This window comes from Arthrobacter sp. R1-13 (genome assembly GCF_054161475.1).
This window is the reverse complement of record NZ_CP096420.1, coordinates 655,437-667,537: the sequence shown is the minus strand read 5'-3', so window position 1 is coordinate 667,537 and position 12,101 is coordinate 655,437. Positions and strand designations below refer to the sequence as shown.

Sequence of the window (12,101 nt, the reverse complement as noted above, 5' to 3'; positions counted from 1 at the left end):
GAGGACGAAGCCGGCCACAGGGCCCCTTTTACGCAGGCTGACGGATGCCCGGACCGCCGTCTTTGTGCCTCGCTCAGCGACAACCGCCGTCGAACTCCCTTCTCGTCTTTAAGGAGACAGAAATGAACAGCTTTACCGACAACTTCACTATCAATGGCATTACTTTGACCGCGCAGCCTATTTGCCGGCAGAACGAGGTTCTTACTCCGGATGCTTTGGCGTTCGTCGCAAAACTGCATCGGGCCACGGCTGAGCGGCGGCAGGAGTTGCTGCAGGCTCGTCGTGACCGGCGGGGACAGATTGCCAAGGGGCAGGACCCGCGGTTTCTGAAGGAGACCGAAGAAATCAGGAATGATCCCAACTGGCGTGTCGCTCCCCCGGCTCCTGGATTGGAGGACCGGAGGGTGGAAATCACCGGGCCGGTGGACAAGAAGATGACGATTAACGCACTGAATTCCGGCGCTAAGGTGTGGCTCGCCGACATGGAGGACTCGTCTACGCCGACGTGGCGCAATGTCATCCAGGGTCAGCTGAACCTGACGGATGCGATGGAACGCCGCATCGACTTCACGAGTACCTCCGACGGACGCAGTAAGGAGTACAAGCTCCGTCCTGCCGAGGAACTGCCCACCATCGTGGTCCGCCCCCGGGGCTGGCACCTGCCCGAAAAGCACCTGCTGATCGACGGCGTCCCCATCGCCGGCGGCATCGTGGACTTCGGGCTGTACTTCTTCCACAACGCCCGCCGCCTCCTGGCTCAGGGCAAGGGACCGTACTTCTACCTGCCGAAGATCGAAAACCGGCTCGAAGCCCGCCTGTGGAATGACATCTTCATCCTGGCGCAGGACGTCCTGGACATCCCGCAGGGAACCATCCGCGCGACGGTGCTCATTGAAACCATCACCGCGGCCTTCGAAATGGAGGAGATCCTCTACGAACTGCGCGATCATGCCGCAGGCCTGAACGCCGGTCGGTGGGACTACATCTTCTCGCTCATCAAGAATTTCCGTACCCGCGGGCCCCGTTTCGTCCTCCCGGACCGGGCCCAGGTGACCATGACGCAACCCTTCATGCGCGCCTACACGGAGCAGCTCGTTCGTGCCTGCCACAAGCGGGGCGCCATGGCGATCGGCGGAATGGCAGCGGCGGTTCCCAACCGCAAGGATGAGGTTGCCAACGCCAACGCCTTCGAAAAGGTCCGCGCCGACAAAACCCGCGAAGCCAACGACGGCTTCGACGGTTCCTGGGTAGCCCACCCGGACCTCGTTCCGATCTGCCGCGAAGTATTCGACGTCGTACTGGGCGAGCGCCGCAACCAGCTGGACCGCCTCCGCGAGGATGTGATCCCGGACGACCGCGCGCTCATCAACGTGGCAGCCACTGAAGGGACCATCACCGAAACCGGCATCAGGAACAACATCGAAGTGGGCATCCGCTATATCGAGTCCTGGCTCCGCGGTAACGGTGCCGTCGCCATCCACAACCTCATGGAGGATGCGGCCACGGCGGAAATTTCCCGTTCCCAGCTCTGGCAGTGGATCTACGCACACGCGATCACGGACCACGGCGAAATCATCACCCGCCAGTGGGTGGAGGATCTGCTCGATGAGGAGTTCGCCAAGCTTGAACGGTTCGACGGCGACCGCTTCACTGATGCCCGTGACATCTTCGAAGAAGTCACGCTCAGCGACCAGTTCCCCACGTTCCTGACCCTGCCTGCCTACGCCCGCTTCCTGACCGAAGCCCGCGAAGAAGCGAGCGAAGAGGAACTCTCCGCCGCCTGATTTTCCGTTAGCTGGGCTGCCACGCCCTTCGCAACAGGCATCCCGATGGCCGGGAGGCAGCCCAGCAACGGAAGCACCCCCGAGCGGGATTTAAGCGGACGACGGCGCCGGCCGGCTGAACGCTATTTCGGCGCCTTTCGGACCGAAAGGGTGGTGCCAAGGAAGAACGCCAATACCGATCCGAGAATCATCAGGAGCGGCACTGTCCAGGAGCCGGTAAGTCCGTGCACGTAGCCCAGAAGGGTGGGGGCCACGGCCGCGAAACAGTAGCCGGTGCCCTGGACCACAGCCGACATCCTTCCCGCCGATGCCTGATCCCGGGCCAGCCTGATGATGGCGATGAAGATGATAGTGATACCCCCGCCCTGGGCGATACCCCCGAACGAGCACCAGAGCCACCACAGTTCCGGGGCAAGCAGCAAACCCAGGGGCACGGCCAACCAGAGCAATCCCAAGGTGACCGCCACTGCCGTCGTACTGGCAATCCTGGCTGCGAGCGGGACTCCGAGTCCGCCCACAATGGCGAGGATCTGGAACAGCGAGGAGCCGGCACCTGCCGCTGACGGCGCCATCCCAAGCTCGTCCGCCAGCAGCGTCGGCAGCCACGCCGTCACCCCGTAGTAGGAGAATGCCTGCCCCGCGAAGCCAAGAGTCAGTCCCACAGTGATCCACCGCGACGCCGGGCGTCCCGTTGCCGGCAGCCTTATACCGGCGTCAGCCAGGCGGGGACGGAACGCGTCGCCCATCCCCACCGCCAGGATCCAGAACACCACGGCAGCCACCGCGAACAGCCCCGTCGCGGCCAGCGCGAACCTCCACCCCACCGCTTCGGCGATGGGAGCCGTCACCACGGACGTGAGGAATGACCCAATATTGAGGGCCGCCGTGTAGATGCCCATGGCCGAACTCTGACGGCGGGGGGAAAAGTCGCGGCGGATGATCAGCGGCACGGCGATGTTGCCAATGGTGATGGCAATGCCGATGATGGCCGTGCCCGCCATCACCAGAACGCCGCTTCCTGCTGAGCGGAGGACGACGCCGGCCAGGACTCCCAACAGGGTCAAAGTGATGGCGAACTCGGCCCCAAACCTGCGCGCGGCAAATGATGCAAGGGGTGAAGCCAGCGAAAAGCACAGTACCGGGATACCCGTCAGGAGGCCGAGTTCGACGGCGGAGAACCCCAACTCCCGCTGCATAGCACCAACCACAGGTGCGACGGCGACAAACGGGCCTCGCATGTTGAGGGCAATCAGGCCAATGCAGGCCAGCAGTATCAGCCCCTGCGGAATCCTGGATAGAACAGGTACTCTCGGCAGGAGTGACGCCCTCATGGGGTCCGAGCCAGGGAACGGGTCATCGATTTCATCATTTCCATTGCTATCACGCCAGGCAGCTTGCAGTCGCTTTCGCGGGAGCAGCTTGCAGCGAGCGAGCCTAGCCGACAGCTTGAAGCGTTGCCTCGACGACGGATGGAGACAGCACGTGCTGCGTCACCATCTGGCTGGCACCGAGTACTGCAGCCTGGTCCCCCGCCATGGACGACGCGATCCGTAAGTGGCTCGTGGCCAGCGGAAGTGAACGGCGATAGACCACTTCGCGCACACCGGCCATCAGGTGGTCTCCGGTCTGTCCCAGGCTCCCGCCGATAACTATCAGCGATGGGTTGAGCAGGTTAACCACGGTAGCCAGCACGTCACCGACGTCCCTGCCGGCCTGGCGCAAAGCCTGAATGGCCTGGGGGTTTCCCTGATTCACGAGCTCGAGCACGTCGCTGCCTCTTTGAGCAGCCAGGCCCTGGGCCCTGAGCTCCCCTGCAACGGCGGGACCGGAAGCGAGGGCTTCGAGGCAACCGTAGTTTCCGCAGCGGCAAAGCACCGTATCACCCCGCGGCACGCGGACGTGGCCAAGATCGCCGGCCGTTCCGTCTGCGCCACGCTGAAGGGTTCCGCTGCTGATAATCCCCGCACCGATGCCGGTAGCCACCTTGACGAAGAGAAAGTTCTCCTGCTCCGGCCAGTAAGCGTTCCGCTCCCCCAGTGCCATGATGTTGACGTCGTTGTCAACAAGCACCGGTACCGCCAGCGAGCGCTGAACGTAACGGACGACGTCGAACCCGTCCCACCCCGGCATGATAGGCGGCTTGACCGGCTTTCCGGTGGCATGTTCCACAGGTCCGGGCAGGCCTATTCCAATGCCGGCCAGGTGCGACGTCCCTACACCGGCTTCAGCCAACAGCAGCTTGCCTTCCTCCACAACCCGGCCAAGGACGAGTTCCGGACCCTCCGAAACCTCCAGGGACAGCCGGCGTTCGGCAAGGATGGTCCCGGCGAGGTCGGTCACTGCGACGATGACGTGGGTGGCGCCGATATCGGCGGCCAGAATCGAGCGCGCGGACGGGTTGAATGCAAAGCGCGACGGCGGCCTGCCGCCGCTGGAACTGGCCTCACCCGCGGGCCCTACCAGTCCGGAAAGCATCAAAGCGTCGATACGGGACGCAATGGTGGATCGTGCCAGTCCAGTGGTCAGCGCCAGTTCAGCCCGAGTACGGGGCTTGCCGTCGCGCAGGAGCTGGAAAAGGTCCCCGGCCCGTCCAAAGCCCCCTGCTGGTTCCGTTGCAGCGGCGTCAGCAGGTTCCCGGCCTTGGGCCCGGCTGGCAGTTGATGTCATGGAACAGTGATAGCACGAATGCTTATGAGTGTCACTCTGAAGAAAGAGTGAAAAGCTATCTGCAACTTTTGCTTGACGTTCGACAGAAGTCCCTCTAGCTTGATCTGTGAGGCCGCTCACTGCCGGATGTACTTTCCCGGTTTCTGGCAGCAGCCCCACGACCCCCCGAAGACGAGGAGAGACAGTGTCATACTCGATCCAGCTCTACACGGTCCGAAAGGCCCTGGAAGAGGATCTGGCTGGAACCATCCAGCGACTGGCCGACATAGGCTTCACCAAGGTTGAGCCCTACCGTTTCGTTGCAAAAGCCGCTGAGTTGAAGCTCGCGATGGCCGAGAACAACATCACTGCCCCGTCCGGGCACGCCCCTCTGCTCAGCGACGACCAGGACGAAATTTTCTCGGCCGCCCGGGAGCTGGGCATTGGAACTGTCATTGACCCGCACGTACCCCAGGAGCGCTGGAACTCCCTCGAAGACATCAAAGAAACAGCGGAACAGCTGAATGCAGCTGCGGCCAAGGGAGCCGAGTACGGCGTCCGGGTTGGCTACCACAACCATTGGTGGGAGCTGGAGTCCGTTCTTGAGGGAAAGACCGCACTGGAACACCTTGCCGATCACCTCAACCCCGACGTTGTCCTTGAAGTGGACACCTATTGGGCAGCCGTTGGCGGCCAGAACCCTGCTGAGCTCCTGGCCCGGCTGGGCGACCGCGTGAAATTCATCCATATCAAGGACGGGCCGCTCACGTCCGACCCGTCCAGCCAGACCGCCGTCGGCGACGGCAAGATGGCCATCTGGGACGTCTTGGACGCTGCGGGCTCCCTCGAAGCCGCCGTCGTCGAGCTGGATGATTTCCAGGGCGAGATGTTCGATGCCGTCCGGGACAGCTACAACTACCTCAGCACCGGGAAGGTGTCCGCATGAGCAGCGACTTCAATACCGGGCCAGTGGGCGTTGGCGTCATCGGCGCCGGCACCATCAGCAAGGAGTACCTGGACAACCTCACCAGCTTCGCCGATGTGAAAGTGGTTGCAATCGGTGATTTGTTTGAGGCTGCGGCCGCGGCTCGGGCTGCCGAGTATGGCATCCCGCTGCATGGCGGAGTGGAGACTGTTCTTGGCAACGCCGACGTTGAGATTGTCATCAACCTGACCATTCCCGCCGCCCATGTGGAGGTGGCGACGCAGGCGGTGGCGGCAGGCAAGCATGTCTGGAGCGAGAAGCCCTTCTCGCTGGACCGTGAAACCGGCAGAGGACTGCTGAAGGTCGCCGATGCTGCAGGCCTGAGGCTTGGCTGCGCCCCTGACACTTTCCTGGGTGCCGGGCTGCAGACTGCCCGCCGGATGATCGAGCGCGGGGACATCGGCGTGCCGCTGACAGCCCTGACGCTGATGCAGTCCCCCGGACCGGAATCGTGGCACCCGAACCCCGCTTTCCTGTTCCAGGACGGCGCCGGGCCACTCTTCGACATCGGCCCCTACTACCTCACCACCCTTGTACAGACCTTCGGCAGTGTCCGCCGTGTGGCCGCCTTCGGCTCGAAGTCACGGGAAACCCGCGTGATCGGATCCGGTCCGAAGGCTGGTGAGGAGTTCGCCGTGACGGTCCCAACGCATGTGAGTTCCATCCTCGAATTCGGCGGCGGAGAATCTGCGCAGAGCATCTTCAGCTTTGATTCGCCATACCCGCGGGCCGGGTTCGTGGAGATCACGGGAACCGAGGCAACCATCGCCTTCCCCGATCCCAACAGGTTCGACGGCGATGTCAGGATCTGCCCTGCAGGCTCGGACGACTGGATCACCCTACCCTCCGTCGGTTCGACCGCCAGCCGGGGAGCCGGCGTCCTCGAAATGGCGCGGGCAATCCGGGAAGGACGGCCGCATCGCGCCCAGGGCGAGCTGGCTTTCCACGTGCTGGACACCATGGCCTCGATCGCCGAATCCATCGAGACGCGGAGCTTTATCGACGTCGAAAGTTCCGCTGCCCCTGTCCCCGCTTTGCCGGAGGACTGGGACCCCGCCGCCGCCACGCTCTAAGCGCCAGTCACCGCAAATTCTCACGAGACGCACTTTTTGTGCTGCCTCACGCCCTAAAACATCCTCAGCTCTAAAACATCAGGTACCAGCTCGACGACGAGAAGAACCGGAGCAACCATGAAAAACCCCCTGAAAGTCCTGACGGCACTTGCCGCCACTGCAACAATGGCGCTGGGACTCAGCGCCTGCGGCGGCGGCAGCCCTCAGGCCACCAGCGACACCATCACCTACTGGGCCTCAGACCAGGGCAACAGCCTGGATGACACCGCAGCCAAGCTGAAACCGTCACTGGACCGCTTCACGGAGAAGACCGGAATCAAGGTCCAGCTCGAAGTCATTGGCTGGACCGACCTCTACAACAGGATCCTCACTGCCGTCACAAGCGGCGACGGTCCGGATGTCTTGAACATCGGAAATACGTGGGCAGTGACGCTGCAGGAGACCGGCGCCTTCGAACCGGTGGAAGGTGCCCTCCTGGAGGCGGTGGGCGGCAAGGACCGCTTCCTCCAGACCAGCTGGGCGACCGGCGGCGCCGAAGGAAAGACCCCGACGTCGGTGCCGCTTTACGGCCTGGCATACAACATGTATTACAACACCAAGATGTTCAAGGAAGCGGGCATCGAAAAGGCTCCCGTCACGTGGCAGGAATTCGTCGAGACTGCCAAGAAGCTCACCAAGGACACCAACGGCGACGGCAAGCCTGACCAGTGGGGTTTCACTGCCGCAGGAGCTTCGGTTTCAGCCAACTCACACCAGGCCTTCGTTCGTGGCCTGCAAAACGGCGGGACGCTCTTCGACGCCGACGGCAAACCGACGTTTGACAGTGAACCGCAGGTAGCGGGTGTCAAGCAGTTCATCGATCTGATGGCCACTGACAAGGTGATGTCGCCGTCGGACGCTGAAATCAGCCAGGGCAGCCAGAAGATTGACAACCTCATCAACGGCAAGGCCGCGATGCTGTTTGACCAGAGCCCGGTGAAGAACTTTGAGGCCCGCGGTTTCAAGGATTGGGGCGTCGCCGCCATCCCCATGATGGAAGCCGGAGCAACCGGCGATGTCAGCACCCAGAGCCATGTTGCAGGCATCAACCTGAGTGTCTTCAAAAACAGCAAGAACAAGGAAAATGCCATTAAGCTTGCCGGCTTCCTTACCAGCGATGAAGAGCAGGTCGCGCTGAACAAGGCCTACCGTTCGTTGCCCGTGGTCAACGGCGCATCCTCGGACGCCGCGTTCCAGACCGAGGAAGTCAAAGCCAAGCGGGATGCCCTGGCCAATCACGCCCTGCCCATGCCGCTCATTGCCAAGGAGGGCCAGATGGAAACCCTGACGGGGACTGCCATCAAGAACCTCTTCGCCAAGGCAGCTACCGGTACCGTTTCCGAGTCGGATATCCAGGCGGCCCTTAAGGACGCCAACAACCAGATGGCTGCGGCCCAGTAGCAGGCCCGACCGGTGCGGGGCAGCCAGCGCTGTCCCGCACCCCGGCTTAGGAGTCCTTATGTCCCACTCAGCCATCGAAAGCAGCCCGGCAACTGCCGCTGAAACTGCCAGCACACCCGCTCCGGAGCAGTCCGGGAAGGGTCCCGAGCTTCCGGTCCGGAAGCCCCGGCGGTCCTTCCTGCCGTACGGGCTGATCATGCCCGCGGTCATCCTGGAAGTCCTGATCCACATCGGGCCCATGATTCTGGGGGTCTGGATCGCCTTTATTTCCCTCAATCAGCTCAACCTCACCAACTGGCTCAACGCGCCGTTCGTAGGCCTCCAGAATTTCGTCAACGGCCTCAATCCGGAAAGCACCATCGGCCAGGCGTTCTTCAGCACCGTCGGGCGGACCATGCTTTATACCGTCACGGTGGTTGGCTTCTCCTGGATCCTCGGCATGGCAGGCGCGGTCTTCCTGTCCTCGAACTTCAAAGGCAGGGCCATCCTGCGGACGTTCTTCCTGGTTCCCTACGCACTGCCGGCCTACGTGGGCACCATCGCCTGGGCGTTTATGTTCAACCAGCGCGACGGCGCGGTTAACCAGATCCTGGTGGATACCCTGCACCTCTTCGGCGATGAACGCCCCTTCTGGCTCCTGGGCGGAAACTCCTTCGGCGCCATGATTATGGTGAACATCTGGCAACTGTGGCCCTTTGCCTTCCTGATGCTCATGGCGGCGCTGCAGAACGTTCCGAACGATGTGTATGAGGCGGCAGCCATCGACGGTGCCACCCTGTGGCAGCAGTTCCGCACGATCACCCTGCCAATGGTCCAGCCGGCCAACGGGGTGTTGCTGCTGGTGATGTCGCTGTGGACGTTCAACCAGTTCAACATTCCCTTTGTGCTGTTCGGTGCGGCCTCCCCCAAGGAAGCCACTCTCGTTTCGCCATTGATCTACCAGAACTCGTTCGGCAGCTGGAACTTCGGCCTGGGCGGAGCCATGAGTGTGCTGCTGCTCATCGCCCTGTTCATCGCTTCCATCTTCTACATCCGTATGGTGCTGCCCAAGGGAGGCGACAATGATTGAGACCCGCAACTTCCGCATCCTGAGAAATGTGGTGCTGAGCATTCTGGCCCTGTGGGTAGCCATACCGCTTTACGTGGTGGCCTCCACCTCGATGAAACCGCTCAAAGACGTCTCCGGGCTCTTCCAGTGGCTCCCGCGGGAGATTACCCTGGCCCCGTACTTCGACATCTGGACCACCGTCCCCTTGAGCAAGTACTTCCAGAACAGCCTCATCATTACGGTCAGCGCCACCGCATGCTCGGTGACTGTCGCTGTCCTGGCCGCGTACGCCGTCGCGCGTTTGCAGTTCAAGGGAAAGCGGGTGTTCAGCCTCACCGTCCTGTCCACGCAGATGTTCCCGGGAATCCTGTTCCTGCTTCCGCTGTACCTGATCTTTACGCAGATCAGGAACATCACGGGGATCCAGCTTCAGGGGTCCTATCCCGGCCTGATCATCACCTACATGACGTTCACCTTGCCCTTCGCCATCTGGATGCTGTCCGGATATTTCGCGTCGATTCCCAAGGAGCTTGAAGAAGCGTCGATGATCGACGGGACGGGCCGGATGGGCGCCCTCTTCCGGGTGGTGCTTCCCGTCGCCAAACCGGGGATCATTGCCGTGGCGGTGTATTCGTTTATCTCCGCCTGGGGCGAGGTTCTGTTTGCCTCCGTCCTGACAAACGAGGCCACCAAGACCCTTTCGCTGGGACTCAAGTCCTATGCCAGCGAATCCGATGTGTTCTGGAACCAGCTCATGGCCGCCTCCGTGGTGGTCAGCCTGCCCGTTCTCATCGGCTTCATCCTGGTTCAGAAACACCTGGTTGCGGGCCTCTCAGCCGGCGCAGTGAAATAGATAACCACTCATAATCCCTTTGAGGAGTACCAGAATGACGACGGCACAGGCTCTTACGCCGCCGCACGGCGGCACCCGCCCGGAATCGAAAACGCTGGGGGTGGCAATGATCGGCTATGCGTTTATGGGTAAGGCCCATTCGAACGCCTGGCGTAATGTGGCGAGCTACTTCGACGTCCCCGCCTTCGAGCGCAAGGTGCTGGTGGGCCGGGACGCCGAGGGAGTGGCCGCGGCTGCTGCCGCATATGGCTGGGCGGGATCGGAAACTGACTGGCGTGCCGTTCTGGATCGGGATGACATCGACATTGTGGATATCTGCGCCCCTGGTTTCATGCATGCAGAGATCGCGGTGGCGGCGCTGGAGGCGGGCAAGCATGTTCTCGTCGAAAAGCCCCTCGCCAACACTCTCGGTGAGGCCCAGGCCATGACGGAAGCAGCGCAGGCAGCCCGTGCCCAGGGCGTGCAATCGATGATCGGCTTCAATTACCGCCGCATCCCTGCCCTGGCCCTGGCGCAGGAGCTGATCGCCGAGGGCAGGCTGGGGAACATCAGGCACGTCCGTGCAGCCTACCTCCAGGACTGGCTCGCGGATCCGGACGCACCCATGACGTGGCGGCTGCGGAAGGACAGGGCAGGATCGGGGGCTTTGGGCGATATCGCCTCCCACGCCATCGACCAGGTGCTGTTCCTCCTCGGGGAGCAGGTCACCGAAGTCTCCGGCCGCACCCATACCTTCACCACTCACCGGCCGGGAGCCGCCGGTCTGGACGGCGCACTGGAAGAAGTGACGGTCGACGACGCGGCCTGGGCCACCCTGAACCTCGCCTCGGGAGCAATCGCCTCGGTGGAGGTCTCCCGGGTGGCTACTGGCCGGAAGAACTCGCTGAGGCTTGAGATCTATGGAGAGAAGGGTGCGCTGCTGTTCGACCTTGAATCCCTCAATGAACTCGGCTTCCTGGATTCCACAGTGCCCGTCCGCGAGCAGGGCTTCCGTAGAATCCTCGTGAATGAACCTGAGCATCCCTACCTTGAAGCGTGGTGGCCGCAGGGCCATGTGCTGGGGTGGGAGCATTCGTTTACGCACCAGATCCGGGACTTCCTCGTGGCGATCGGCAGCGGAACCGAGCCGTCGCCGTCGTTCGAGGAAGGCCTCGCCGTTCAACGCGTCCTGAGCGCTGTGGAGGAGAGTTCCGCAGCCAAAAGTTCAATCATCCAGCTGACCGGACCACCGACCGGCCCCACCACCCTTGAAGGAGCCTGACATGTCCCGCCCTTACACACTCTTTACCGGCCAGTGGGCCGACCTTCCGTTTGAAGAGGTCGCGAAGCTGGCATCCGGCTGGGGCTATGACGGCCTGGAAATCGCCGTTTCGGGAGACCACCTCGATGCGTGGCGCTGGGATGAGCCCGGCTACGTCGAGTCCAAACTCGCCGTGCTGGAGAAGTACAACCTGAAGGTCTGGGCCGTCTCCAACCACCTCAAAGGCCAGGCAGTGTGCGATGACCCCATCGATTTCCGCCACGAGGCCATCGTTGGATCCAGAGTCTGGGGAGACGGGGAACCCGAAGGCGTCCGCACCCGCGCCGCCGAAGAAATGAAACACACCGCCCGGCTGGCCCAGGCGCTCGGAGTGAACACCGTCGTCGGGTTCACCGGTTCCTCCATCTGGCAGTACGTGGCAATGTTCCCGCCCGTCCCGGAAAAGGTCATCGAAGCCGGCTACCAGGACTTCGCCGACCGCTGGAACCCCATCCTCGACGTCTTCGACGAATGCGGCGTCAGGTTCGCCCACGAAGTCCACCCCTCCGAAATCGCCTACGACTACTGGACCACCGTCAGGACACTCGAAGCCATCGGGCACCGCGAAGCATTCGGCCTGAACTGGGACCCGTCCCACTTCATGTGGCAGGGCATCGATCCGGTCTCCTTCATCTGGGACTTCAAGGACCGGATCTACCACGTGGACTGCAAGGACACCAAGCTTCGGTTCACCGGCCGGAACACCGTCATGGGCTCGCACCTGCCCTGGGGTGACCCGCGCCGCGGCTGGGACTTCGTCTCGGCAGGCCGGGGCGACGTCCCCTGGGAATCCTCCTTCCGCGCCCTGGCCGCCATCGGCTACGACGGACCCATCTCCATCGAATGGGAGGACGCCGGCATGGACCGCCTCCACGGCGCCCCGGAGGCCCTCGCCGCCCTCAAGAAGTTCGACTTCCCGGCGTCGAGCACCTCCTTCGACGCCGCCTTCAGCACCAAAGACTGACCGTTACC

Annotated in this window: 10 protein-coding genes; 8 read left to right on the top strand and 2 right to left on the bottom strand. The window is 62.7% G+C overall.

Going from position 1 to position 12,101, the window contains the following annotated elements; all coding sequences use genetic code 11:
* Positions 1-122: 122 nt before the first annotated feature.
* The gene (gene aceB / locus M1D88_RS03305) at positions 123-1,784 is read left to right on the top strand and encodes a malate synthase A (protein ID WP_458113183.1); all 1,662 of its coding nucleotides are present in this window, start codon (positions 123-125) and stop codon (positions 1,782-1,784) included.
* A gap of 122 nt (positions 1,785-1,906) precedes the next feature.
* On the opposite strand, the gene M1D88_RS03300 is transcribed toward aceB, so the two are convergent.
* Both M1D88_RS03300 and M1D88_RS03295 read right to left on the bottom strand, forming a co-directional pair.
* On the bottom strand, positions 1,907-3,115 hold the full coding sequence (locus M1D88_RS03300) for an MFS transporter (protein WP_458113182.1): 1,209 nt from the start codon (positions 3,113-3,115) through the stop codon (positions 1,907-1,909).
* A 103-nt stretch (positions 3,116-3,218) separates the two neighbouring features.
* Entirely contained in the window at positions 3,219-4,451 is a 1,233-nt protein-coding gene (locus tag M1D88_RS03295) for an ROK family protein (RefSeq protein WP_458113181.1), read from the bottom strand.
* Between the two features lie 184 nt (positions 4,452-4,635).
* Here M1D88_RS03295 and M1D88_RS03290 point away from each other — a divergent pair, with 184 nt between their 5' ends.
* The 7 genes from M1D88_RS03290 (at position 4,636) to M1D88_RS03260 (ending at position 12,093) form a co-directional block, all read left to right on the top strand.
* The gene (locus M1D88_RS03290; protein WP_458113180.1) at positions 4,636-5,376 is read left to right on the top strand and encodes a sugar phosphate isomerase/epimerase family protein; all 741 of its coding nucleotides are present in this window, start codon (positions 4,636-4,638) and stop codon (positions 5,374-5,376) included.
* Complete coding sequence (locus M1D88_RS03285) at positions 5,373-6,488, top strand: Gfo/Idh/MocA family protein (RefSeq protein WP_458113179.1); 1,116 nt, start codon at positions 5,373-5,375, stop codon at positions 6,486-6,488. Before M1D88_RS03290 ends, M1D88_RS03285 begins: the two co-directional genes overlap by 4 nt.
* Before the next feature lie 117 nt (positions 6,489-6,605).
* Entirely contained in the window at positions 6,606-7,928 is a 1,323-nt protein-coding gene (locus M1D88_RS03280; protein WP_458113178.1) for an ABC transporter substrate-binding protein, read from the top strand.
* Between the two features lie 58 nt (positions 7,929-7,986).
* On the top strand, positions 7,987-8,997 hold the full coding sequence (locus M1D88_RS03275) for a carbohydrate ABC transporter permease (protein ID WP_458113177.1): 1,011 nt from the start codon (positions 7,987-7,989) through the stop codon (positions 8,995-8,997).
* Positions 8,990-9,829, top strand: a complete 840-nt coding sequence (locus tag M1D88_RS03270) for a carbohydrate ABC transporter permease (RefSeq protein ID WP_458113176.1) — start codon at positions 8,990-8,992, stop codon at positions 9,827-9,829. The genes M1D88_RS03275 and M1D88_RS03270 overlap by 8 nt, the downstream gene beginning before the upstream one ends.
* Positions 9,830-9,863: 34 nt before the next feature.
* Positions 9,864-11,090 (top strand): Gfo/Idh/MocA family protein, encoded by a 1,227-nt coding sequence (locus tag M1D88_RS03265; RefSeq protein WP_458113175.1) that lies wholly within the window; start codon positions 9,864-9,866, stop codon positions 11,088-11,090.
* Between the two features lies 1 nt (position 11,091).
* The gene (locus M1D88_RS03260; protein ID WP_458113174.1) at positions 11,092-12,093 is read left to right on the top strand and encodes a sugar phosphate isomerase/epimerase family protein; all 1,002 of its coding nucleotides are present in this window, start codon (positions 11,092-11,094) and stop codon (positions 12,091-12,093) included.
* Positions 12,094-12,101: the final 8 nt, after the last annotated feature.

Bases quoted from the DNA above. Each gene is read 5' to 3' on its own strand.
- aceB (WP_458113183.1), top strand. From the start codon at position 123: ATGAACAGCTTTACCGACAACTTCACTATCAATGGCATTACTTTGACC.
- M1D88_RS03300 (WP_458113182.1), bottom strand. From the start codon at position 3,115: ATGAGGGCGTCACTCCTGCCGAGAGTACCTGTTCTATCCAGGATTCCG.
- M1D88_RS03295 (WP_458113181.1), bottom strand. From the start codon at position 4,451: ATGACATCAACTGCCAGCCGGGCCCAAGGCCGGGAACCTGCTGACGCC.
- M1D88_RS03285 (WP_458113179.1), top strand. From the start codon at position 5,373: ATGAGCAGCGACTTCAATACCGGGCCAGTGGGCGTTGGCGTCATCGGC.
- M1D88_RS03280 (WP_458113178.1), top strand. From the start codon at position 6,606: ATGAAAAACCCCCTGAAAGTCCTGACGGCACTTGCCGCCACTGCAACA.
- M1D88_RS03275 (WP_458113177.1), top strand. From the start codon at position 7,987: ATGTCCCACTCAGCCATCGAAAGCAGCCCGGCAACTGCCGCTGAAACT.
- M1D88_RS03270 (WP_458113176.1), top strand. From the start codon at position 8,990: ATGATTGAGACCCGCAACTTCCGCATCCTGAGAAATGTGGTGCTGAGC.
- M1D88_RS03265 (WP_458113175.1), top strand. From the start codon at position 9,864: ATGACGACGGCACAGGCTCTTACGCCGCCGCACGGCGGCACCCGCCCG.
- M1D88_RS03260 (WP_458113174.1), top strand. From the start codon at position 11,092: ATGTCCCGCCCTTACACACTCTTTACCGGCCAGTGGGCCGACCTTCCG.